The sequence below is a fragment of the Janthinobacterium fluminis genome (assembly GCF_028595325.1).
GTDB classification, from domain to species: domain Bacteria; phylum Pseudomonadota; class Gammaproteobacteria; order Burkholderiales; family Burkholderiaceae_D; genus Janthinobacterium; species Janthinobacterium fluminis.
This window is the reverse complement of the sequence record NZ_JAQQXR010000012.1, coordinates 73653-96451: the sequence shown is the minus strand read 5'-3', so window position 1 is coordinate 96451 and position 22799 is coordinate 73653. Positions and strand designations below refer to the sequence as shown.

The 22799-nt window shown below is 64.7% G+C and carries 24 protein-coding genes and 1 pseudogene; 20 read left to right on the top strand and 5 right to left on the bottom strand.

Annotated features, from left to right (window positions below; translation table 11 throughout):
- Positions 1-89: 89 nt before the first annotated feature.
- The 11 genes from OIK44_RS22670 (at position 90) to OIK44_RS22620 (ending at position 9055) form a co-directional block, all read left to right on the top strand.
- On the top strand, positions 90-638 hold the full coding sequence (locus OIK44_RS22670) for a pilus assembly FimT family protein (RefSeq protein ID WP_420213884.1): 549 nt from the start codon (positions 90-92) through the stop codon (positions 636-638).
- Positions 628-1233, top strand: coding sequence for a type II secretion system protein (locus tag OIK44_RS22665; protein ID WP_273674160.1), 606 nt, complete (start codon positions 628-630; stop codon positions 1231-1233). Before OIK44_RS22670 ends, OIK44_RS22665 begins: the two co-directional genes overlap by 11 nt.
- Entirely contained in the window at positions 1230-2099 is an 870-nt protein-coding gene (locus OIK44_RS22660) for a PulJ/GspJ family protein (protein WP_273674158.1), read from the top strand. The genes OIK44_RS22665 and OIK44_RS22660 overlap by 4 nt, the downstream gene beginning before the upstream one ends.
- Complete coding sequence (locus OIK44_RS22655; protein ID WP_273674156.1) at positions 2096-2542, top strand: pilus assembly PilX family protein; 447 nt, start codon at positions 2096-2098, stop codon at positions 2540-2542. The genes OIK44_RS22660 and OIK44_RS22655 overlap by 4 nt, the downstream gene beginning before the upstream one ends.
- A 131-nt stretch (positions 2543-2673) precedes the next feature.
- Positions 2674-3609, top strand: a complete 936-nt coding sequence (gene pilM / locus OIK44_RS22650; protein WP_273674154.1) for a type IV pilus biogenesis protein PilM — start codon at positions 2674-2676, stop codon at positions 3607-3609.
- Positions 3606-4268: a hypothetical protein gene (locus OIK44_RS22645; protein ID WP_273674152.1), complete on the top strand. Its 663-nt coding sequence runs from the start codon at positions 3606-3608 to the stop codon at positions 4266-4268. The genes pilM and OIK44_RS22645 overlap by 4 nt, the downstream gene beginning before the upstream one ends.
- The gene (locus tag OIK44_RS22640) at positions 4265-4969 is read left to right on the top strand and encodes a hypothetical protein (RefSeq protein WP_273674150.1); all 705 of its coding nucleotides are present in this window, start codon (positions 4265-4267) and stop codon (positions 4967-4969) included. The genes OIK44_RS22645 and OIK44_RS22640 overlap by 4 nt, the downstream gene beginning before the upstream one ends.
- Positions 4966-5298 carry an MSHA biogenesis protein MshK gene (locus OIK44_RS22635; RefSeq protein WP_273674148.1) on the top strand — a complete coding sequence of 111 codons (333 nt, stop codon included), beginning with the start codon at positions 4966-4968 and terminating at the stop codon, positions 5296-5298. The genes OIK44_RS22640 and OIK44_RS22635 overlap by 4 nt, the downstream gene beginning before the upstream one ends.
- Positions 5299-5330: 32 nt before the next feature.
- The gene (gene mshL / locus OIK44_RS22630) at positions 5331-7127 is read left to right on the top strand and encodes a pilus (MSHA type) biogenesis protein MshL (RefSeq protein ID WP_273674146.1); all 1797 of its coding nucleotides are present in this window, start codon (positions 5331-5333) and stop codon (positions 7125-7127) included.
- Entirely contained in the window at positions 7128-8018 is an 891-nt protein-coding gene (locus tag OIK44_RS22625; protein ID WP_273674144.1) for an ExeA family protein, read from the top strand.
- A complete protein-coding gene (locus OIK44_RS22620; protein WP_273674143.1) occupies positions 8015-9055 on the top strand; it encodes a tetratricopeptide repeat protein in 1041 nt (346 codons plus the stop codon). The genes OIK44_RS22625 and OIK44_RS22620 overlap by 4 nt, the downstream gene beginning before the upstream one ends.
- Before the next feature lie 38 nt (positions 9056-9093).
- Here OIK44_RS22620 and OIK44_RS22615 read toward each other — a convergent pair whose 3' ends face one another.
- The 3 genes from OIK44_RS22615 to OIK44_RS22605 all read right to left on the bottom strand — a co-directional run bounded on the left by OIK44_RS22615 (position 9094) and on the right by OIK44_RS22605 (position 12062).
- Positions 9094-10209, bottom strand: coding sequence for an HD-GYP domain-containing protein (locus OIK44_RS22615; protein WP_273674142.1), 1116 nt, complete (start codon positions 10207-10209; stop codon positions 9094-9096).
- Positions 10210-10298: 89 nt separating this feature from the next.
- The gene (locus OIK44_RS22610) at positions 10299-11477 is read right to left on the bottom strand and encodes a pyridoxal phosphate-dependent aminotransferase (protein WP_273674141.1); all 1179 of its coding nucleotides are present in this window, start codon (positions 11475-11477) and stop codon (positions 10299-10301) included.
- A 132-nt stretch (positions 11478-11609) separates the two neighbouring features.
- Entirely contained in the window at positions 11610-12062 is a 453-nt protein-coding gene (locus tag OIK44_RS22605; protein ID WP_273674140.1) for a putative toxin-antitoxin system toxin component, PIN family, read from the bottom strand.
- Positions 12063-12100: 38 nt separating this feature from the next.
- On the opposite strand from OIK44_RS22605, the gene yaaA reads away from it, so the two are divergent.
- Positions 12101-12871, top strand: a complete 771-nt coding sequence (gene yaaA / locus OIK44_RS22600) for a peroxide stress protein YaaA (RefSeq protein WP_273674138.1) — start codon at positions 12101-12103, stop codon at positions 12869-12871.
- 43 nt (positions 12872-12914) lie between these two features.
- Here yaaA and OIK44_RS22595 read toward each other — a convergent pair whose 3' ends face one another.
- Positions 12915-13718 carry an outer membrane protein assembly factor BamD gene (locus tag OIK44_RS22595; protein ID WP_273674137.1) on the bottom strand — a complete coding sequence of 268 codons (804 nt, stop codon included), beginning with the start codon at positions 13716-13718 and terminating at the stop codon, positions 12915-12917.
- Positions 13719-13861: 143 nt separating this feature from the next.
- Here OIK44_RS22595 and OIK44_RS22590 point away from each other — a divergent pair, with 143 nt between their 5' ends.
- Together OIK44_RS22590 and pgeF are read left to right on the top strand one after the other, a co-directional pair.
- On the top strand, positions 13862-14830 hold the full coding sequence (locus OIK44_RS22590; protein WP_273674181.1) for an RluA family pseudouridine synthase: 969 nt from the start codon (positions 13862-13864) through the stop codon (positions 14828-14830).
- A 2-nt stretch (positions 14831-14832) separates the two neighbouring features.
- Complete coding sequence (gene pgeF, locus OIK44_RS22585; RefSeq protein WP_273674136.1) at positions 14833-15615, top strand: peptidoglycan editing factor PgeF; 783 nt, start codon at positions 14833-14835, stop codon at positions 15613-15615.
- 38 nt (positions 15616-15653) lie between these two features.
- On the opposite strand, the gene OIK44_RS22580 is transcribed toward pgeF, so the two are convergent.
- The gene (locus OIK44_RS22580) at positions 15654-15848 is read right to left on the bottom strand and encodes a hypothetical protein (RefSeq protein ID WP_273674135.1); all 195 of its coding nucleotides are present in this window, start codon (positions 15846-15848) and stop codon (positions 15654-15656) included.
- Positions 15849-15900: 52 nt separating this feature from the next.
- On the opposite strand from OIK44_RS22580, the gene phaC reads away from it, so the two are divergent.
- From phaC to OIK44_RS22550, 6 genes and pseudogenes are all read left to right on the top strand, one after another.
- Complete coding sequence (gene phaC, locus OIK44_RS22575; RefSeq protein ID WP_273674133.1) at positions 15901-17637, top strand: class I poly(R)-hydroxyalkanoic acid synthase; 1737 nt, start codon at positions 15901-15903, stop codon at positions 17635-17637.
- A gap of 226 nt (positions 17638-17863) precedes the next feature.
- Positions 17864-18418, top strand: coding sequence for a polyhydroxyalkanoate synthesis repressor PhaR (gene phaR / locus OIK44_RS22570; RefSeq protein ID WP_273674131.1), 555 nt, complete (start codon positions 17864-17866; stop codon positions 18416-18418).
- A 77-nt stretch (positions 18419-18495) separates the two neighbouring features.
- Positions 18496-18684, top strand: a pseudogene (locus OIK44_RS25730) (PHB accumulation regulatory domain-containing protein); the annotation flags it as partial.
- A 955-nt stretch (positions 18685-19639) separates the two neighbouring features.
- The gene (locus tag OIK44_RS22560) at positions 19640-19933 is read left to right on the top strand and encodes a hypothetical protein (protein WP_273674129.1); all 294 of its coding nucleotides are present in this window, start codon (positions 19640-19642) and stop codon (positions 19931-19933) included.
- A gap of 270 nt (positions 19934-20203) precedes the next feature.
- Positions 20204-21559 (top strand): 30S ribosomal protein S12 methylthiotransferase RimO, encoded by a 1356-nt coding sequence (gene rimO / locus OIK44_RS22555; RefSeq protein ID WP_273674179.1) that lies wholly within the window; start codon positions 20204-20206, stop codon positions 21557-21559.
- Between the two features lie 72 nt (positions 21560-21631).
- Entirely contained in the window at positions 21632-22798 is a 1167-nt protein-coding gene (locus OIK44_RS22550) for a cystathionine beta-lyase (protein WP_273674128.1), read from the top strand.
- Position 22799 lies beyond the last annotated feature (1 nt).

Below are 22799 nucleotides of genomic sequence, written 5' to 3'. Positions count from 1 at the left end.
GTCGGACCGGGCGCCGGCGCCTGGTCCGCGTTTCGCCGCAGCGCCCGCGCGCGCTGCCATACCACTCCCGCTCCGAGGCTAGCCCTGAATTGAATGCCGCGCCGCGCCCGCCGTTTCGCCCGCCATGCCAGCGTGGTTTCACGATGGTCGAACTGATTACGGTCATGGTCATCATCGGCATCCTGGCCGCGGTCGGCGCGGCGCGCTTTTTCGACCGCCAGGGTTTCGACGCCGATGCCTTCACCGCCCAGGTCAAAGCCCTGTTGCGCCACGGCCAAAAGGTGGCGATCGCGCAAAACCGCGCGGTGTTCGTCCGCCTCGACGGCCAGAGCGTCGCGCTGTGCTTCGACGCCGGCTGCGCCAGCCGCCTCCAGCCGCCGTCCGCGCAAAACAGCGGCAGCGCCACGACCCTGAGTCGCTGCGGCAACGACCCGGCCTGGGCCTGCGAGGGCGCGCCGGCCGGCGTCACCGTCAGCGGCGCCGCCACCTTCCGCTTCGATGCCTTGGGCAAGCCGTTCGCCGCCACCGACGCGGCCGAGGCCAGCGTGTCCACGTTCCGGACGCTGGCGCTGTCCGTGTCGGGCGACGGCAATGCGCGCCCGGTGCGGGTCGAACAGGAAACCGGCTATGTCTGGTAAGCCAGCGCGCCGCCAGCGCGGCGTCACCCTCATCGAGCTGATCGTCTTTATCGTCATCCTCGGCATCGCGCTGGCCGGCGTGCTGCAAATGCTCAACCTGGCGACGCGCCTGGGCGTCGATCCGGTGCGCCGCAAGCAGGCGCTGCTGATCGCCGAGGGTTTGATGGAGGAAGTGCAACTGGCCCATTTCACATGGTGCGACCCGCTCGACCCGAGGGCCGAGGAGGCCGCTTCGCCGGCGGACTGCAGCATCCCCGAACAGCTCGGCCCGGAAGCAGGCAATGCGCGGCCCTTCGACAACGTCAACGACTATGTGACGCAACTGGACACGCCGACGCCCGCCTTCGACAATGCCGCCGGCAGGCTGGTCGACGCCAACGGCGACAACTTCGGCCCGCCCGGCTACACGGCGCTGCTGACCGTCAGCGCCGACAACCGCCTCGGCCCCGCCGGCGCGCAGATCGCGTCGGGCAGCGCCCCCGCCGCCATGAACGTGTTGCGCCTGTCCGTCAGCGTGCGCTATGGCACGGCGGCCGCCGATCTGGTTGTGCTGGACGGCTACCGCAGCCGTTACGCGCCGCGGAGCGTGCCATGACGCCGGCCCGCTGCAAGGCGCGGCGCCAGCGCGGCTTCACGCTGGTCGAGGCGGTGCTGGTGATGGTCATCACCGGCATCCTCGCCGGCGTCGTCGCCATGTTCATCCGCATGCCGGTGAGGAACTATGTCGACAGCGTCGCCCGCGCCGAACTGAGCGACGCCGCCGACACGGCCCTGCGGCGCATCGCCCGCGACGTCCGCCGTTCGCTGCCGAACAGCCTGCGCATCGTCAACGGCAATGCGCTGGAGCTGTTGCTCACCAAGACGGGCGGGCGTTATCTGTCGGCGCAGGACGAGGCCAACTTCGCGCCCGGCGTGGTGGCGCCCGTGCTCAGCTTCAGCGATCCGGTCGCGCTGGCCTTCAGCGTCGTCGGGCCGATGCCGACCGGCACGCGCGCCATCGCGGCCGGCGATGCCGTCGTCGTCTACAACCTCGGCCCGGACGTGGCCGAAGCCGACGCCTATGCCGGCAGCAACCGCGCCACGGTGGCCCAGGTCGCCGGCAACACCATCACGATGGCGGGCGCCGTCAATCCCTTCGCCGGCCGCAGCGAGTCGCCGGGACGGCGCTTCCAGGTTGTCACGACGCCGGTGACATATTTCTGCCAGGGCGGCGCCGGCGGCACGGGCACGCTGACGCGCATCGCCGACTATCCGATCGCGGCCGCGCAAGCCAATCCCGGCCCGCCGGCCGGCCTCAGCGGACGCCTGGCCAACAACGTCCTCGCCTGCGCTTTCAATTTCACGGCGCTGGCGAACACGCACAGCGGCCTGCTGACGTTGACGATCACCCTGCAGCGCGGCGACGTCGGCGACAGCCCCGTCACGCTGAGCCACCAGATCCACGTAGACAACACGCCATGAGCCGACGCCGCCATCCCCCCCGCAAGGCGCGCGGCGTCAGCATCGTCACGGCGATTTTCCTGCTGGTCGTGCTGGCCGGGCTCGGCGTCGCCATGCTCACCGTGTCGACCGCGCAGCAGGCGGCGTCGAGCATGGACGAGCAGGGCGTGCGCGCCTACCAGGCCGCCCGCGCCGGGCTGGAGTGGCGTTTCTTCCAGTTGCAGACGGCGCCCTGCACGGCCGGCGCCGTCGACTCCTTCCGGCTGCCCGACGGCGGCGCGCTGGCGCAGTTCACCGTGACGGTGACGTGTGCGCCGACGCCGTCGCCGGCGCTGAGCTCGGCCGTGCCGCTGCTGCGCCACCGCATCACGGCGGTGGCCTGCAACCAGCCGCTGGGTGGCGCTTGCCCGAACCAGAACGCCAACCCCGACTATGTGCAGCGTCGCTTGGAGGCGGAGTTTTAGTGTGGAACCGGTGACTGTGGTTTTTTTTGGTTTGGCAACGTATATTTGATGTCAATGCCGGGTAGAACTTGAATATAATCAAACAACTACCGCGTGAAGCTCACGCGGCGGTAACCATTTAGATTGTCCGCATGGGTTTATTCTCAAAAGCAAAAAAAAATGATGCGTGGCTGGCGCTGGCTTTCCTCAAGGACGGCATCGGCGCAGGCCGCGTCAAGCGCGTGGCGGCGGGTAAGCCGGTGGTCGAGCTGGCGGCGTTTTTCCCGGCCGCGCACAGCCCCGAGGCGCTGGAAAAACTGGGCAAGGAATTACAGGCGCAGCATTATCGGATTGCCACCGTGCTCGGCGGCGGCGAATACCAGATGATCAACGTCGACGCGCCCAACGTGCCGCCCGAGGAGCTGAAGACGGCGGTGGGCTGGCGCCTGAAGGACATGCTGGACTTTCCCGTGGCCGAGGCCACCATCGACGTGCTCGACATCCCGCAGCAGCAAAACGGCGCGCAGCGCGGCCAGCAGTTGTTCGCCGTGGCCGCGCGCAACAGCGTCATCGCGCCGCGCCAGGGCCTGTTCAGCGCCGCCAGGATGGCGCTGAGCGTCATCGACATCCCCGAAATGGCCCAACGCAACATCTCGGCGCTGCTGGAACCGCAGGGGCGCGGCCTGGCCTTGCTGTCCTTCGGCGCCGACGGCGGCTTGCTGACGGTGACCTACAACGGCGAACTGTATCTGTCGCGCCGCATCGACGTCAGCCTGGAGCAGTTGCTGGAGCCCGATTCGGACAAGCAGCACGCCTGCCACGACAAAATCACCTTGGAACTGCAGCGCTCGCTCGACCATTTCGAGCGCCAGTTCCACTTCATCGCCGTCGCCAAGCTGGTGCTGGCGCCGACCGGCGCGCAGGGCTTGCACGAATATCTGGCCTCGAACCTGTACATGCCCGTCGAGGCGCTGGACCTGGCCGACGTGCTGGACCTGGGCAAGACCGATCTGCACGACCCGGCCAGCCAGCAGCGCGTCTTCCTGGCGCTGGGCGCCGCCTTGCGCGACCTGGAGGGCGCGCCATGAGCCAGCAAATCAATCTGTTCAATCCGGCTTTCCAGAAGCAGCGCACGTTCTTCGCCGCCGCGCCGATGGCGCGCGCGCTCGCCGTGCTGCTGGTCGGCGCGCTGGCGCTGGTGTTCTACGCCAGGCAGCAGGTCGCCGCGCTGGAGCGCGACGCCGCCCAGGTGCAGAGCCGCCTGGCGCAAAGGGAGGCGCGCCTGAAGACCGTCAACGTGGAATTTGCGCCACGGCAGAAAAACCGCGACATCGAACACGATCTGGAACGCAGCGAAGCCCAGTTGCGGGCGCTGGAGGAGGTGGCGGCGATCCTGCAGCGCGGCGAGCTGGGCGACACGCGCGGCTACGCCGAATACTTCCGCGCCTTTGCGCGCCAGAACCTCGGCGGCCTGTGGCTGACCGGGCTGTCGATCAGCGCCGCCGGCAGCGAGATCGGCGTGCAGGGCAGGGCCATGCAGGCGCCCCTGATCCCCGACTATATCGCGCGCCTGGGCGGCGAGGGCATTATGCGCGGCAAGACTTTCGGCCAGCTGGAAATCGGCCGGCCTGTCGCCGCCGCCACCGACGGGGCGGCCAGGCGGGAAGCGCCGGCCGAAGCGCCCTTCGTCGAATTCAGCCTGCGCTCGGTGGCCGGAAACAGCGGCGACAAGGCGGTGGCCAAATGAAACAGCAATGGGAAAAGTTCGCCCTGAAACTGGACGCGATGAGCTTGCGCGAGCGGGTGATGCTGTTCGCCGCCTCGGCCACGGTCATCGTCTTCATCGTCTATTCCAGCCTGCTCGAACCGCTGCATGTGCGGCAGAAGGCGCTGCAGTCGCGCATCGGCCAGCAGCAAAACCGCATCGTCGGCGTCGACGCGGAAATCACCCAGAAACTGCAAGCGTTCAAGCTTGACCCGGACGCGGAAAACCGCGCCCGCCTGCAGGGCATGCGGCAAGAGCTGGAACGCCGCAGCGCGGCCCTGCGGGCCGTGCAGCAAGGTTTGGTGGCGCCGGAGAAAATGGTGCCTGTGCTCAGGCAAATTTTGCTTGGCAACGGCAAGCTGCGCCTGCTGTCGCTGAAGACGCTGCCGGCCGGCGGCGTGCAGCCGGGCGCTCCGGCGACGGCCGGCGCGCCCGCCAATGCCGCGCCGGGCGCGGCCGCCAAGCCGCCCGTGAAGGCCAGCGAATTACTGTACCGCCACGGCGTCGAAGTGGTGCTGCAGGGCGGCTACCTCGACATGGTCAGTTATATGGCGGCGCTGGAAGCGCTGCCGACCCAGTTATTCTGGGGCGACGCCCGCTTCGAGGTCGAGCAATATCCGTCGGCCCGCCTGACGCTGACCCTGTACACGATGAGCCTGGATCAGAAATGGATGAAGTTATGAAACGCGCCACCGCCATAGGCTTGCTGCTGGCGGCGCCATGCATGGCGCAGACGCTGCCCGACCCGACCCGCCCGCCGGCCGAGGCGCTGCTGACGCCCGCCGCCCTCTCCGCCGAGCAGGCGCCGGCCGGGCCGCGCCTGCAATCGGTGCTGATCGTCCAGGGCCAGGGGGGGCGCCGCGTCGCCGTCATCGACGGACAGACTGTGCGCCTGGGCGAAAAATTCAAAGGCGCGCTGCTGGTCAAGATGAGCGACACGGAAGTGGTGCTGCGGCGCGGCGCGCAACTGGAAACCCTGAAACTGTTCCCCAAACCGGCGCCGGCGCGGTGACACAGATGCATAACAATAGAGAACGACAAAGCATGCAAAAATTATTCGTGATGGCCGGCGTTGCCGGCGCCGTGCTGGGCCTGAGCGCCTGCAACACGGCACCGAAACGCGACACCTACAACGAGATCAACGCGCAGATGGCGGCAGCCGTCGGCAAGCCCGCGCCGGTGGCGCCAGTCGACGCCGTGGCCAACGCCTTGCTGCCGCCGGTGGCGCAACTGGCCGAGCAATTGCCGAAGGCCCGCGTGGCCCTCGACGAGCGCTTCAACGTCGCCTTCAACAACGTGCCGGTGCACCAGTTCTTCAATTCCGTCGTGGCCGGCACCCGCTACAATATGCTGGTGCACCCGGAGGTCAGCGGCCTCATCAGCGCGAACCTGAAGGACGTGACGCTGTTCGAGACGCTCGACGCCGTGCGCGAGTTGTACGGCTACGATTACAAGGTCGAGGGCACGCGCATCTACATCAAGCCGCTGACGATGCAAACGCGCATGTTCCAGGTCAACTACCTGACGGCCAGCCGGCGCGGCACGTCGAACCTGCGGGTGTCGTCGACCTCGGTGGCGAACGCGAACAACAATAACAACCAGAACAACAATAACCAGAATAACAATAACCAGAACAACGGCAACAACAGCAACGACGAGCAGAATTCCAGCGGAACCAACAACCAGCAGCGCGATGCGAGCAACGTCACGACGCGCTCCAACAGCGACTTCTGGGGCGAGCTGAAAATGTCGCTGGAGGCCATCGTCGGCACCGGCGCCGGCGCCGGCACGGACAAGCGCAGCGTCGTCATCAGCCCGCAATCGGGCGTCATCGTCATCCGCGCCATGCCCGACGAGCTGCGCAACGTCGACCGCTACCTCAAGGCGACCCAGTTGTCGGTCGACCGCCAAGTGATACTGGAAGCGAAAATCCTCGAAGTGGAGCTCAACAGCAGCTTCCAGAGCGGCATCAACTGGGCCTCGTTCGCCTCCTTCCGCAGCGGCCACGACAACCGCGTCTCGACCGGCTTCCTGACGCCGGGCACGACGCTGGCGCCGCTGCCGTTCAACGGCGGCCAACCGCCGCCCCTGACCAGCGGCGGCCCTGCCGGCATCGTCGCCAGCACCGGCTTCTCGCTGGGCGCGGCGGCGGGCGCCACCGGCTCGCTGTTTGGCCTGGCCTTGCAGACCAGCAATTTCACGGCGCTGATCTCCTTCCTCGAATCCCAGGGCACCGTGCACGTGCTGTCGAGCCCGCGTATCGCCACGCTGAACAACCAGAAAGCCGTGCTGAAAATCGGCACCGACGAATTCTTCGTCACCGGCGTCAGCACCACCACCAACACCACCGGCACGGGCGCCTCGACGACGTCGCCCAGCGTCACGCTGCAACCGTTCTTCTCCGGCGTCGTGCTCGACGTCACGCCGCAAATCGACGACCGCGGCAACATCATCCTGCACGTGCACCCGTCCGTCAGCCAGGTCAGCACCATCAACAAGGGCGTCAACCTGGGCAGCGCCGGCGTGCTGAACCTGCCGCTGGCCTCGTCGAACACCTCCGAAATGGACAGCATGGTGCGGGGGCAGGACGGCCGCGTCGTCGCCATCGGCGGCCTGATGCGCCAGTCGACGACCTCGGACCGCTCGCAAGTGCCGGGCGTGGGCAATGTGCCGGGATTGGGCGCGCTGTTCCGCAACACCGGCGACGTCACGCAAAAACGCGAACTGGTCGTGTTGATCCGCCCGACCATCGTCGAGTCCGGCAGCGACTGGAACCAGGACTTGCTGGACGCGGGCCGGCGCATCCAGAACCTGGACCCGCGCCAGTTGGAGCGCCAATAAATGTACCAGGCCCATTTCGGCTTGCGTGAAGTGCCGTTCAGCATCACGCCCGACACCAGCTTCTTCTTCACCAGCCCGCATTCGCAGGAGGCGCTGAACACGCTGCTGGTGGCGGCCAGGAACGGCGAAGGCTTCATCAAGATCACCGGCGAGGTCGGCACCGGCAAGACGCTGCTGTGCCGCAAATTCATGGCGACGCTGGGCGCCGACTTCGTCACGGCCTACATTCCCAACCCCTACCTGGAGCCGCGTACGCTGATGCTGGCGCTGGCCGACGAGCTGGGTTTGAAGCTGGAGAAGGACGTCGACCAGCACCAATTGCTGAAGTCGATCACCAACCGGCTGATGGAACTGGCGGCGCAGGACAAGCGCGTGCTGCTGTGTCTGGACGAGGCGCAGGCCATCCCGATCGACAGCCTGGAAGCGCTGCGCCTGCTGACCAACCTGGAAACGGAAAAACGCAAGCTGCTGCAAATTGTCCTGTTCGGCCAGCCGGAGTTGAACCGCCACCTGGAGCTCGATTCGATCCGCCAGCTGGCGCAGCGTATTACCTTCCACTATCACCTGGGGCCGCTGAGCCGCGACGACGTCGAATACTACCTCGCCCACCGGCTGCGCGTGGCCGGCTTCACGGGCAGCCGCCTGTTTAGCCGTGGCGCCGTGGCGAAATTGTTCTCGGCCAGCGGCGGCATCCCCCGTCTGGTTAACATCCTCGCACACAAATCGCTGATGCTGTGCTACGGCGAAGGCCGTCAGCAAGTGGGGCGCGGCCACGTCGGCGTGGCCGCCAAGGACACTCTGCCGGCCAGGCGCCGGCGCTGGCCGTGGTGGCTGGCCGGGACCGGCCTGGTCATCGCCGCGTGCGGCACAACCTGGATGCTGAGCCAATGAGTTTAATCAATAAAATGTTGCAGGACCTCGACGCCCGGGGCAAGCCGCCGGGCCAACCGCAGACTGCGGTGCGGCCGGTGCCGCCGCCCGAGCGGGCCGCGTCGTGGCGCCTGCCAATGATCGGCGCGCTGGCGCTGCTGGCTGGCGGTGGCGCCGCGCTGGGCTGGCATTTCCTGCATCGTTCCGCCGCGCCGCCGGCGCCTGTTGCGGCGGTCGTCGCGCCGGCGATACCCGCGCCCGCCGCGCCGGTACAGGCAGCCATCCCCGCGCCGCAGCCGGCCAGCCCGCCGAGCGCCGCCCTGCCGCCCCCCATTGCGGCGCCCGCGCCCGAAGCCGTGAAGCAGGCCGGCGCGGCAAAGCCGGAACGCGTCAGCGCCGAGAAAGCGCCGAAGCCCGCGCCTGTGGCCCGTGCCGAAGCGCCTGTAACGGCCAGCGCCGCGCCGCTGCCCATCCAGGGCAAAGAAACCAGCGCCCAGCAGCGCGCCGATAACAGTTACCGCCGCGCATTGGGTGCGCTGCAGGAAGGCCGCGTGACGGAATCGCTTGCGGGACTGGAGCAGACGCTGGCGATCGAGCCGCGCCACCAGGGCGCGCGCGAGACATTGATCCGCCTGCTGCTGGAAAACAAGCGCCAGGACGACGCCACGCGCCAGATGCAATTGGGACTGGCGCAAGACCCGAATCAGGCGGCGATGGCGATGATGCTGGCGCGGCTGCAGGTGGAGAAGGGCGGCGGCGCGGTCGACACCCTGATGCGGACGTTGCCGTTCGCGTCCGGCAACGGCGAGTACCGTGCCTTCCTGGCCGGCGTGCTGCAGCACGATCAACGCCACAGGGAAGCCGTCGAGCAGTACGAACTGGCCCTGCGCGGCGCGCCGCAAAACGGCGTCTGGTGGATGGGGCTGGGCATCTCGCTGCTTGCCGAACAGCGCGCGGGCGAGGCGAAAGAGGCTTTCGCCCGCGCCAAATCGGCGCCAAACATGACGCCCGAGTTACTGGCATTCGTCGAGCGCAAGCTGCAGCAGCTGGCCCGCTAAGTCCCGCGTCCGCCGCATTGGGCCGGACGGCGCGGATATTAAAGCCGGGCCTGCTCGCCCCAGATATTTTTCATGCTGAAGCGCACGCCGGCCTGGTCTTCGTGGAGCGCCTCGGCGATGGCGAACTCCGGTTCGCTGGTGCTGCGCTGCGCCGCGAACGGCAGCGCGGCGGCGGGGATGGCGAGGCCGGCCGCGTCGCGCAGCGCGTGCACGCGGACGCCGCCGCGCTCGCCCGCGCGGCCGGTGACGACGCCGATTTCGCCGTTGTGCAGGCGCACCAGGCTGCCGGGCGGATAGTGGCCCAGTTGCCTGACGAATTGCTCGGCCAGCCCCGGGTCGATTTGCTGCGCGCTGTCGATGAAGATGTTGCGCAGCGCCTGTTCCGGCAGCATCGAGCGCCGGTAGTTGCGCGCCGAAACGTGGGCGCAGTAGCGGTCCGCCAGCCCGATTAGTTTGGCGTTCTCGGTGATTTCTTCGCTGGTTTTACCGTCCGGATAGCCGCTGCCGTCGTCGTTTTCGTGGTGCAGCATCACGCAGGAAATCCACTCCTCGTCGTCGACGCCGGCGCATTTGAGCAGGTCGGCGCTTTCTTCCGGGTGGCGCCGGACGATGTCCATTTCCTCGCGCGTCAGCGGCGTCTGCCTGTTCTGGAAATTGTCGTTGTGGCGCAGCATGCCGACATTCATCGTCAGCGCGGCGGCGGTGATGACCAGCATGTCGTGGTGGGTCTTGCGCATGCCCTGGGCCACGAGAATGGCGACCAGCGCCGTTTCGATGCAGTGGCGCACGGCATAGGTGCCGGCGATCTGGTTCAGGAAGACGCAGGCCAGCGCGATGTCCGGGTTCAGCTCGAAGGCGTGCAGCACATGACGGGCGATGTCGCGCAGTTCGCGCTCGGCATTGTGTTTGCTGCGCAGCTCGTGCAGCAAGCCTTCCAGGCGTTTGTTCGCTTCGTTGAGCAGGTGCAGCACGGACGGCTGTGCCTCGTCGAGAATGTACAAGCCGGCCGACAGCAGTTTGTCGATCTGGCCCAGGTCGGACAGCAGTTGCCCCTTGTGCAGCAGCGGCGCGCCGGACGGGTCGGCGCCGTACAGGTCCCACGCCAGCGGCGTGTCGGGATGGAGGTCGGAAAGGTTGATGCGCCGTTGAACCATGATGTGTCCCGCTTGTCGTGTCGCCCACCCGCGCCGGCCAGCCTCGGCCCGGCGCGCCCTGCCTGTTGCGCCGGCCGCCGCCGGCCGTGCTAAATCCGCGCCAGCCGCTCCAGCGCCAGTTGCAGCGTCTCGTCCTGCTTGGCAAAGCAAAAGCGCACGATGCCCGACTCCTTGCCCTGCTGGTAAAACGCCGACACGGGGATGGCCGCGACCTTGATGTCGCTGGTCAGCCATTCGGCGAATGCGGTTTCCGTCGCCGTCGAGATGGCCTCGTACCGGACGCACTGGAAATAGGTGCCGTCGGCCGGCAGCAGCTCGAAGCGGCTGCCCCGCAAGCCGTCGCGGAACAGGTCGCGCTTGCGCTGGTAAAACGCCGGCAGGTCGAGATAGGGCGCCGGGTCGGCCATATAGTTGGCCAGGCCGTGCTGCATCGGCGTGTTGACGGTGAAAACGTTGTACTGGTGCACCTTGCGGAACTCGGCGCTCAGCGCGGCCGGTGCGGCCACATAGCCGACTTTCCAGCCGGTCACGTGGTAGGTCTTGCCGAAGCTGGAAACGACGAAGCTGCGTGCGGCCAGCTCCGCGTGGCGGCACAGCGATTCGTGCGGCGCGCCGTCGTAGACCATGTGTTCGTAGACCTCGTCGGACAGGATCAGCACGTTGCTGCCGCGCACGATGTCGGCCAGCGCGTCGATGTCGGCGCGGCGCAGGATAGAGCCGGTCGGATTGTGCGGCGAGTTGATGATGATCAGCCGCGTGCGCGCGCCGACGGCGGCGCTGACCTTATCCCACGGCACGAAATACCCTTGCGGCCCCACTTCCATCGACACCGTCACCGGCACGCCGCCGGCCAGCGCAATGGCCGGCAGGTAGCTGTCGTAGGCCGGCTCGATGACGATGACCTCGTCGCCCGGATGGACGCAGCACAGGATCGCCGTCGTCAGCGCCTCGGTGGCTCCGGAGGTGACGGTGATCTCGCTGGCGGCATCATAGGCGCGGCCGTACAGCGCGGCGATCTTTTGCGCGATGGCTTCGCGCAGCGCCGGCACGCCGGGCATCATCGGATACTGGTTGTGGCCGGCGCGCATCGCCTCGCTGACCATATCGACAAGCTTGGCTTCGCAGTCGAAGTCGGGGAAGCCCTGGCCCAGGTTGACGGCGCCGTGCTCGGCCGCCAGCGTCGACATGCGCGTGAAAATGGTGGTGCCGACGGCCGGCAGACGGCTTTGCAGCGTGGGCGTCAAGGGCGGTATGTAAGGGCTGTTCATGGATACGCGGATAAAAGTCAGTGCAGCTATTCTAGCGCAGGCGGCCGGGTTCGGTGTGCCATTCCAGCGGAGCATGTTGCGTAAATCCAGCCGCGCCCGCCGGGCTGTTTTTCCGGGCCGCGCCGCCCCTCCTCAGGGATGCATATCAGTCAACAGACCCAGGCTCCACGCCTCCGGCACGATGATCTTGAACATGCCGGCCCTGGCGGTCTTGCGCGCCAGCTTCAGCAAAGCCTTATCCTTGGTGATCAGGATGTCGGCGCTGGCGTCGCGCGCCAGTTCGAGGAATTTCTGGTCGTCCTTGTCGGTGCAGACGGGCAGGCGCACGCCGGACACGGCCGGCTCCACCACGCTGATGAGCGCGTCGAAGCGGGCCGCGCTGACGGCCCGGCTCGCTTCGTCGAGCGGCAGGTGGGGGTAGTTCAGCACGACCAGATATTCCATCCGGCAGTCCGCGCGCGTGATCGCCTGCACGGCGCCGCTTTCGATGGCGGCCAGCAGGGCGGCCCAGCGCGGGTCGTTGAAGACGAACAGGTCGAGGCAAACATTGGTGTCGAGGACGATGCGTTTCGGAGCAGGTATCATGTCGGCAATTCTATTCTATGGATGTGTATCGGATTCTTATGTTGATTGTGCTTTCGCCCGCCAAAAGTCTCGACCTGGAGACGCCCCCGACCACCAAGTTGCATAGCAAACCAGACTTTCTCGACCATTCCGCCGTGCTGATCGAGCAGATGCGCCAGTTTACACCGGCCCAGGTCGGCAGCCTGATGGGCATTTCGGACGCCTTGTCGGCGCTCAACGTGGCGCGCTACGCCTCGTGGACGCCGGATCTCGACGAGGCGCGCCAGGCCGTCATGGCCTTCAACGGCGACGTCTACGCCGGCCTCGACGCGCGCAGCCTGAAACCGGCCCAGCTCGACTATGCGCAGTCGCATGTGCGCATCCTGTCCGGCCTGTATGGCCTGCTGCGCCCGCTCGACATGATCCACCCGCACCGGCTGGAGATGGGGACCCGCCTGGCCAATCCGCGCGGCAAGGATTTGTACGCGTTCTGGGGCGACACCATCACCGACGCGCTCAACCGCAGCGCGGCGGAGCAGGGCGCCAAGGTGCTGGTCAACCTGGCCTCGGAGGAGTATTTCAAGTCCGTCAAGCCGCGCAATCTGGCGGTGCCAGTCATTTCGCCCGTGTTCGAGGATTGGAAAAACGGCAAATACAAAATCATTTCCTTCTATGCCAAGCGGGCCCGCGGCATGCTGGCCCGCTATGCCGCCGTCAAGGGCATACGCGACCCGCTGCAGTTGCAGGGTTTCACGGTCGGCGGCTACGCCTTCGACAAGAAGGATTCGGACGACAAGTCCTGGGTCTTCCGCCGCCGCGTGGCCGACTGAGGGCCGGCGGCAATAAAAAACCGGGGCTGGCCCCGGTTGTTTGTTACTGCCAGAATTTCCACCATTTCTTTTCTATCTGGCCGGCGTTGGCGCCCAGGAAGCGGCTGTTCGGGAAGTTCTTCGTCAGCACGCGCTGCGTGTCGTCGCGCAATTCCGTCATGCCCAGCTTGTCGTAGCCGCGCATCATGATGAACAGCGCCTCTTCGATCGCCGGCGAGTCGCGGAAGTCGTTGATGGCGCTTTGCGCGCGGTTCACCGACGCCAGATAGGCTTCGCGGCGGTAGTAGTAGCGCGCCACGTGCACTTCGTACTGGGCCATCGCGTTGATCAGGTAGTTCATGCGCTGGATCGCGTCCGGCGTATACTGGCTGTTCGGGAACTTGTCGACCAGTTGCTTGAACGCGGCAAACGCTTCGCGCGTCGCCTTCGGGTCGCGCTCGGTCGGGTCTTGCTCGTAAATGAAATTCAGGAAGCCGATCTGGTCGTTGAAGTTGATCAAGCCGCGCAGGTAGTACATGTAGTCAACATTGGCGTGGTTCGGGTGCAACTTGATGAAGCGCTCCACGGCCGCCAGCGCCTGCGCCTGGTCGCCGGATTTGTAGTTGGCGTAGGCCACTTCCATCTGCGCCTGCTGGGCGTAAACGCCGAACGGGTAGCTCGATTCGAGTTTTCCGAACAGCTGGATGGCACGGTCGTAGTGCTGCCCGGCCATTTCCTCGCGCGCCTCCGAGTATAATTTCGTTGCCGACCAGCCTTTGGTCTCATCAATTTTTTCGGGCAACAAGCTGCAAGCGGACAAACCGAGCAGAACGAATGAAGCGACAACCAACGATAATTTTTTTTGCATGAGGTTTTGCAAGAAGGTTTTAACCAAGTTTTTACAATAGGCTGATTATAGCCGATGGGAATGCCGTGATATTAACTCCAAAGCCGAATGTGGCTGCCCCCCTGTCTCACCACGAACCCGAAGACGAGCTCGATGTCGATTTGATGGCCGACGACGCCGACGACGCCATCGATTCGATGGCGCCGATTGAACTGGAATTGACGCCGTCCGCATGCGGCCAGCGCCTCGATAAAGTCATAGCCAAATTGGTGCCGCAATTCTCCCGCAGCCGCCTGCAACTGTGGATGGACGCGGGCTTCGTCAGCGTCGACGGCAAGGTGGCGACGACCAAGATGACCGCCTACGGCGACGAAAAGATTGTCATTCTGCCCCAAAGTGCGCCGGAAGACGAGGCTTTTAAGCCGGAAGCGCTGGAATTGAATATCGTCCACGAGGACGAGCATATCATCGTCATCAACAAACCGGCCGGTCTGGTGGTCCATCCGGGCGCCGGCAACTGGTCCGGCACCTTGCTCAACGGCCTGCTGCACCACTGCCCGCAACTGGCCGGCGTGCCGCGCGCCGGCATCGTCCACCGCCTCGACAAGGACACCAGCGGCCTGATGGTGGTCGGCAAGACACTGGCCGCGCAGACGGACCTGGTGCGCCAACTGGCCGCGCGCACCGTCAAGCGCGAGTATTTCGCGCTGGTGTGGGGCACGCCCAAGCTTAGCGGCACCATCGACGCGTCGATGGCGCGCCACCCGCGCGACCGTATCAAGATGGCCGTGTCGGAGAACTTCACGGCGAAACCGGCCATCACCCACTACGCGCTGGTGGCGTCGGGCATGCTGGACCGCCGCCCCGTCAGCCTGATGCAATGCCGCCTCGAAACGGGCCGCACCCACCAGATCCGCGTCCACATGCAATCGCTGGGCTTTTCGCTGGTCGGCGACGCCTTGTACGGCAAGTCGCATCTGGTGTCGATCTTCCCGCGCCAGGCCCTGCAAGCGCGTCGCCTCGGCCTGGTGCATCCGGGCACGGGCGAACACTGCGAATGGCTGGTGCCGCTGGCCGCCGACTTCGCCGGCCTGATCGCCGAAGCCGGCATCGCCGAACCCGAGCTGCTGTGACGATGGCGACGCCTTTCCTGTTGCCGCACTGGCCGGACGCGCCCGCCAACATCGGCGCGCTGTCGACGCTGCGCGGCGGCGGCGTCAGTCCGGCGCCGTATGGCGACGGGCAGGGCGGCGGCGGCTTGAATCTGGGCGTGCACGTGGGCGACCGGGCCGATCTGGTGCAGCGCAACCGCTATCTGCTGCAGGGCGTGCTGCCGACCCAGCCGGCCTGGTTGACGCAGGTGCACGGCAGCGCCGCGCTGGACGCGTCCGACATCGTCCCGGGCCATGCGCCCGAGGCCGACGCCAGTTTCACGGCCGCGCGCGGCGCCGTCTGCGCGATCCTGACGGCCGACTGCCTGCCCGTGCTGTTTTGCGACGCCGACGGCAAGGTGGTGGCGGCGGCGCACGCCGGCTGGCGCGGCCTGGCCGGCGGCGTGCTGGCGCACACCGTGCGGGCGATGCGCGGCGCCGGCGCCGGCGACATCCTGGCCTGGCTGGGACCGGCGATCGGCCCCAGCCAGTTCGAGGTCGGCGCCGACGTGCTGCAAGCGTTCCGCGCCGGCGCCGAGGGCGCCGGCGCGCTGGCCGAGGTCGAGGCGGCGTTCGCGCCGCTGCCCGGCCGGCCCGGCAAATACCTGGCCGACATCTATGCCCTGGCGCGCAGCGTGCTGCGGCGCGACGGCGTCGGACGCATTGCCGGCGGCGAGTTCTGCACGGTGTCGGACGCGGCCCGCTTTTACTCGTATCGGCGGGATGGCGTGACGGGAAGGCAGGCGAGTTTGATCTGGCGCAAGTAGGCCAGCGGGAAAGAGGATTATCGTGCCCGGCTTCTGTCTTACTCGACGGGAGGCGGGTTTTTTTCCGCCTGGGCGCGCTTATTTTTACGCCGGCGCGAGCCGGTCAGATAGAATAGTATTGACAGAGGCACCACACAGTAGATTAAAAACGTCATGATTCCGGCGACGACGGAGGGTTCGGTCAGGGCCATCAGCCCGACCACATAAATCCATGCAACAGCGACGATCAGCATACAGCAGCCTTGGTAAAGATAGATTTTTTCATTTTTAAATGGACTCAAACATATGAATATGCCCGATCCTCAAGTGATGGCCAATGCGTGGATAGCGCAGCTGAATGACGCGGACCAGTGGAAAACCTGGTTCCAGGTGGCCCCGGAGGCACAGGCGAACCCGCTCGCCGCCATCCTGCAGGATGCCGGCGCAAGCATCAAGCCGGAGCTGCTGGACCAGCTGAAAAACGACTACATGGGCAAGCTGGGCGCCTTGTGGGGCGAGTTCATCGCCGGCAAGACGCCGCAGCTGAGCGACCGCCGCTTCGCCGCGCCGGCCTGGCGCGAAAATCCGCTGTCGGCCTACAATGCCGCATCATACCTGCTTAACGGCGAATTTTTAATGGCCCTGGCCGACGCGGTGCAGGCCACGCCGCACCAGAAGCAGAAAATCCGTTTCGCCGTGCAGCAAGTCGTCGACGCCATGTCGCCCGCCAACTTCCTCGCGACCAATCCCGAGGCGCAGCAAAAAGTCATCGAGAGCAAGGGCGAGAGCCTGACCAAGGGCTTGGCGAACATGCTGGCCGACATGCAGAAAGGGCGCATTTCCCAATCCGACGAGTCCGCCTTCGAGGTCGGCCGCAACGTCGCGACGACGGCGGGCACGGTGGTGTTCGAAAACGATTTGTTCCAGCTGATCCAGTACACGCCCGCCACGGCGTCCGTGCACGCGCGCCCGCTGTTGATGGTGCCGCCGTGCATCAACAAATTCTACATCCTCGACTTGCAGCCGGAAAATTCGCTGGTGCGTTACGCTGTGGAGCAGGGCAACACCGTGTTCCTGATGTCCTGGCGCAATCCCGACAAGACGATGGGGCACATCACCTGGGACGACTATATTGAGCGCGGCGCCATCGAGGCGCTGCGCGTGACGCGGGAGATCTCCGGCCAGGACCAGGTCAACGCCTTCGGCTTCTGCGTCGGCGGCACCATCATCGCCACGGCGCTGGCCGTGCTGAAGGCGCGCGGCGCCAGCCCGGCGGCCAGCCTGACGCTGCTGACAACCCTGCTCGACTTCTCCGACACGGGCGTGCTCGACGTGTTCATCGACGAACCGCAGGTGCGCCTGCGCGAGCAGACGCTGGCCAAGGGCGGCCTGCTGCCCGGCAGCGACCTGGCCAGCACCTTCTCCAGCCTGCGGCCGAACGACCTGATCTGGAACTACGTGCAGTCGAACTACCTGAAAGGCAACGAACCGCCGGCCTTCGACCTGCTGTACTGGAACGCCGACAGCACCGGGCTGCCGGGTCCGATGTTCTGCTGGTATCTGCGCCACACCTACCTGGAAAACAGCCTGCGCGTGCCGGGCAAGCTGACCGTGGCGGGAGAAAAAGTCGACCTGTCCAGCATCGACGTGCCGACCTTTATCTTCGGTTCGCGCGAAGACCATATCGTGCCGTGGGGCGCGGCCTACGCGTCGACGGCCTTGCTGAATCCGAAAAAGCCGCGCGCCAACCGCTTCATCCTCGGCGCCTCGGGCCACATTGCCGGCGTCATCAACCCCGCCGCGAAGAACAAGCGCAGCTACTGGAGCAACGACACGGCCAGGCCCGCGAAGGCGAAGGCGCTGGGCGCCGACGACTGGTTCCGCGGCGCCACCGAGCACCCCGGCAGCTGGTGGCCGGAGTGGGCGCGCTTCCTGGCCGAGCACGGCGGCGAGGACGTCAAGGCGCCGGCCAAGCCGGGCAACCGCCGCTACAAGGCAATCGAGGCGGCGCCGGGGCGTTACGTCAAAGTCCGCGCCGAATGAGGGTGCGGCGGCGGTTTTTCCGCCCGGCGGCGCGCGGCGGCCATCGTCTTGCAATGTAGCTATTTTGGTTGCGTTGCAATAAAAGTGGTAATCTTATGGTTCGATGTGCAAAACACTTGCCTTCCACCCTATAATAGAAAACGCAGATGGGGTGCGAAGGCAGAGCGAAGTGCGCTTTTTTTCGGATTATTTCAGTACGCGCTGCGGCGCAATAAGTGGACTTGAGATGAGTAGTGCAAAAAAAAACATTGACCGCCTGATCAAGAAATACCCGAACCGCCGTCTATACGACACGCAAACCAGTTCGTACATCACGCTGACCGACGTCAAGCAACTGGTGCTCGACAGCGAAGACTTCACCGTCGTCGACGCCAAGACCAATGACGACCTGACGCGCAGCATCCTGTTGCAGATCATTCTGGAAGAGGAGGCGAACGGCGCGCCGATGTTCTCCAGCGTCGTGCTGTCGCAAATCATCCGCTACTACGGCCACGCGATGCAGGGCATGATGGGATCCTACCTGGAAAAGAACGTCCAAGCCTTCACCGACATCCAGAGCAAATTCACCGGCACGGCCGCCGGCACCTTCGAAGGCAAGCCGTTCAGCCCCGAGATGTGGACCCAGTTCATGAACGTGCAGGGGCCGATGATGCAGGGCATGATGAACAACTACATCGACCAGAGCAAAAGCCTGTTCGTGCAGATGCAAGAGCAAATGCAAAACCAGAGCAAAAACCTGTTCGGCAGCTTCCCCTTCCCCGTCCCCACTGACAAGAAATAACCAGCCGGGGACAGACCACGATTTTCGGGAAATTATTTCCCGAAAATCGTGGTCTGTCCCCAGGAGCCGCGGCCGCCGGCACCTTCGAATGCAGGCCGTTCAGCCCCGAGATGTGGACCCAGTTCATGAACGTGCAGGGTCTGATGATGCAGGGCATGATGAACAACTACATCGACCAAAGCAAAAGCCTGTTCGGCAGCTTCCCCTTCCCGTCCCCACGGACAAGAAATAACAGCCGGGGACAGACCACGATTTTCGGGAAATAATTTCCCGAAAATCGTGGTCTGTCCCCAGGCGCCGCGGCCGCCGGCACCTTCGAGTTCAAGCCGTTCAGCCCCGGCAAGAGTACATGCAAAACCAGAGAAAAGACCTGTTCGGCAGCTTCCCCTTCCCGGTTCCGACAGATAAAAAAAGGTGGAAATTGCAGCCGTGCGGAAGTGTTGATCTGGGAGTCTGTGCGGCAGAGTGCAGTGCGGCTCACGCATAAGTGCATTTCGTTTTCGTAGCGTCCGTGACGGTTTGCGAAAGTCGTTGCGCCCGGCGACGATGGTCAAGGTCCTGCTCCCCATCTATTGCGGCGACGTATCCTCCTTGTGCGAGATTGTTGAAGGCGGCACGGGGACGCCGGCTTCAAGTGTGCAGAGCAGGGAATTTCCGAGGCGCCGCATAATTGGCGATTTCCGAGCTTTGTGCTGCCACGAGCTGGCGTAAGCCGGGGCAATTTTCGTCATATCTATGATTCGGGGTGCCAGTCTAGCGTATTGTTGATATTTTAATATGATTGCGTGGAGCTAAGCCCCCATATCAGTTGCCGTATTATTTCGAAATGCCAAGTTGGATTGCCATAAGGATATTTCTTTAAAATCTATATTTCTCATGCTACAATATTTTTACTGCAATTTTGCAGTGCCTTTCACATAGGAATATGATGATGGTCAATGGCGTTCGTGAATTAAGTGCGACTGAAATCGAGGCGGTTTCGGGTGCAAATGGATGTGATTACAATGGTAAGTCTTTTTCTTATGGTGCGGTCGTGAGTATTGGCGGGGGCTACTATCAGCGATGCATGTCGGGACCTACTTTTGGCGGCGCAAGCACTGGTGGCGGAGGTTATTGGAGCCGTCCGTTTATGATGGAACCACGGGATCTGCCATACCGCCAATAATATCCGCGCCAATATTCTTGTGAGGCGAGAAGGTTATTGACATTAAGGAGTAGTGTATGGGCGTAAGAGCTACCGTTGCTTTACTCATCCTTGCCTCCCAGGCGACTTATTGCTGGGCTGAAGAAAAGAAAACAGAAACGCATCGGGCCAGTCCTGATTCGGCAGGCAAATCAAAAAAAACGCTTGCCTGCCTGCGTGATGGAAAAGCTTATTCTTTGGGGGCGGTAGTCTTTAAAAACGACCAGGCATTTCGATGCGTTGACGTGCATGCTCCGGAACTGGACGCCCAGGCGGGAGCCGGATGGGTTCGGATGAGCGACGAGTTGCAGGCGCTGAAAGCGGCCAAGTAAGCCGCTCGCTAGTATCCTGATCCACAAGTTCGTTGGCGCATCAAGTAGGGTGGGGCAAGATCTGCCCACCCTACGTCCGGGCGCGCTTGCCAGCGGCGTTAAAGCGGCGCGGTGGCGCTCAAGGCCGACAGTTCGCGATACTAGTTCAGTAAGGCATGCGGTAGACGAGGTATAATAGCAGATTCGCCTCATATTTTTTGCCTGCCTCTACCTATGTCCTCCATTTCCCGTATTCCCGTAGTACCCGCCCAGCCAGACAATGTTCTGGCCATGACCGGCGCGGCGCCGAAAGTAGGGTTTGTGTCCCTCGGCTGCCCGAAAGCGTTGGTCGATTCCGAACAAATTCTGACCCAGTTGCGCGCCGAAGGCTACGAGACGGCGAAATCATATGATGGCGCCGATCTGGTGATCGTCAATACCTGCGGCTTCATCGACGCCGCCGTGCAGGAGTCGCTCGACGCGATCGGCGAGGCGCTCGCTGAAAACGGCAAGGTCATCGTGACCGGCTGTCTGGGTGCGAAAAAAGACGCCGCCGGCGACGACATCATCATGAAGGTGCATCCGAAGGTCTTGTCCGTGACCGGCCCGCACGCGCTTGGCGAGGTGATGGATTCCGTCCATAAGTATTTGCCGAAGCCGCACGCGCCTTTCTTCGACCTGCTGCCGCCCCAGGGCGTCAAGCTGACGCCGAAACACTATGCCTACCTGAAAATTTCCGAAGGCTGCAACCACCGTTGCAGCTTCTGCATCATCCCGTCGATGCGCGGCGACCTGGTGTCGCGCCCCATCGCTGAGCTGATGCTGGAGGCGGAAAACCTGTTCAAGGCCGGCGTCAAGGAATTGCTGGTCATTTCGCAGGACACCAGCGCCTACGGCGTCGACGTCAAGTTCCGCTCCGGTTTCTGGAACGGCCGCCCGGTCAAGACCCATATGACGCAGCTGGTCGGCGCGCTGGGCGAGCTGGCCGCGCAATACGGCGCCTGGGTGCGCCTGCACTATGTTTATCCTTATCCGCACGTCAACGAGATCATTCCGATGATGAGCGGCGGCCATATTCTGCCTTATCTGGACGTGCCGCTGCAGCATGCCCACCCGGAGGTGCTCAAGCGCATGAAACGTCCGGCCAGCGGCGAGAAAAACCTGGAGCGCATCCAGGGCTGGCGCGCGATGAACCCGGACTTGACGATACGCTCGACTTTTATCGCCGGTTTCCCGGGCGAGACGGAAGCGGAATTCGAGTATCTGCTGGACTTCCTCAAGGAAGCGCAGATCGACCGCCTCGGCTGCTTCGCCTACTCGCCGGTGGAAGGCGCGACCGCCAACGCGATCGCCAATCCGGTGCCGGAAGAGCTGCGCGAGGAGCGCCGCGGCCGCGTCATGCTGCTGCAGGAGGAAATTTCCAAGAAGCGCCTGCAGGCCAAGGTCGGCAAGACCGTGCGCGTGCTGATCGATGAGGTCGAGGCAAATGGCTCCGCCATCGGCCGCTCCAGCGCCGACGCGCCGGAAATCGACGGCGTCGTCTACGTCAAGCGCCCGTATGAACCGCACAAGAAGCTCGTCGTCGGCCAGTTCTACGACGTCGAAGTGACGTCGGCGGACGCCCATGACCTGTGGGCCGCCGCGTAAGCGTGGCGCAAGCGTAATCGCTAACAAGGCGGACCGGCACGATGCGCCGTCCGCCTTTTTTTATGGGTTGCCATGACTACCAAGAAATCGCTTCAGACCACGCTGGTGCACACCGGCTACAAGGCGCCGGAAGGCTTCGCCGCCTTTCCCAGCGCCATACACCACGCCTCCACCGTGGTGTTCAAGGACGTCGCCTCGATGCGCTCCGGCCAGTGGAAGGACAAGAGCGGCTACACCTACGGCCTGCACGGCACGCCGACCACGTTCACGCTGGAGGCGCGCCTGGCCGAGATCGAGGACGGCAAGTATTGCCTGCTGGCGCCCAGCGGCCTGGCGGCGATTGCGATGGTCGACTTCGCGCTGCTCAAGAGTGGCGACGATGTGCTGCTGCCGGAAAACGTCTACAACCCGAACCGCGAGCTTGGCCGCTGGCTGTCGCAGGATTTCGGCGTCACGGCGCGCTATTACGATCCCCTGATCGGCGCCGGCATCGCCGCGCTGATCCAGCCCAACACCCGGCTGATCTGGACCGAGGCGCCCGGTTCCGTGTCGATGGAGGTGCCGGACCTGCCGGCCATCTGCAAGGCCGCGCATGACAGGGGCGTGCTGGTGGCGCTCGACAACACCTGGTCGGCCGGCCTGGCGCTGCGCGGCTTCGACGTGGGCGTCGACATCATCATGCAGGCGCTGACGAAATACCAGTCGGGCGGCTCCGATGTGCTGATGGGCGCGCTCATCACGCGCGACCGGCAATTGAACGAGCGCCTGGCGCTGGCCCATATGCGCCTGGGCATGGGCGTGGGCGCCGACGACGCCTATCTGGTGCTGCGCGGGCTGGCGTCGATGAAGCTGCGCTTCGAGGCCCACGACGCGGCCGCGCGCAGGGTCGCGGCCTGGCTGAAGGGGCGCCCGGAAATTGCCACGGTGCTGCATCCGGCGTTCGAGGACTGCCCCGGCCATGCGGTGTGGAAGCGCGATTTCAGCGGCGCCGGCGGTTTGTTCTCCGTGCTGTTCGACGCCCGCTACAGCGAGCGGCAGACCGACCGCTTTGTCGATGCGCTGACGCTGTTCAAGATAGGCTGGAGCTGGGGCGGCGCCAACAGCCTGTGCGTGCCGTACCGCATCGCCGCGATGCGCAAGGATTGGCCGGCCGGCGGCCAGTTGGTGCGCTTCAATATCGGCCTGGAAGACCCGGCCGACCTGATCGCCGACATCGAAAGGGCCTTCGCGGCGCTGTAGC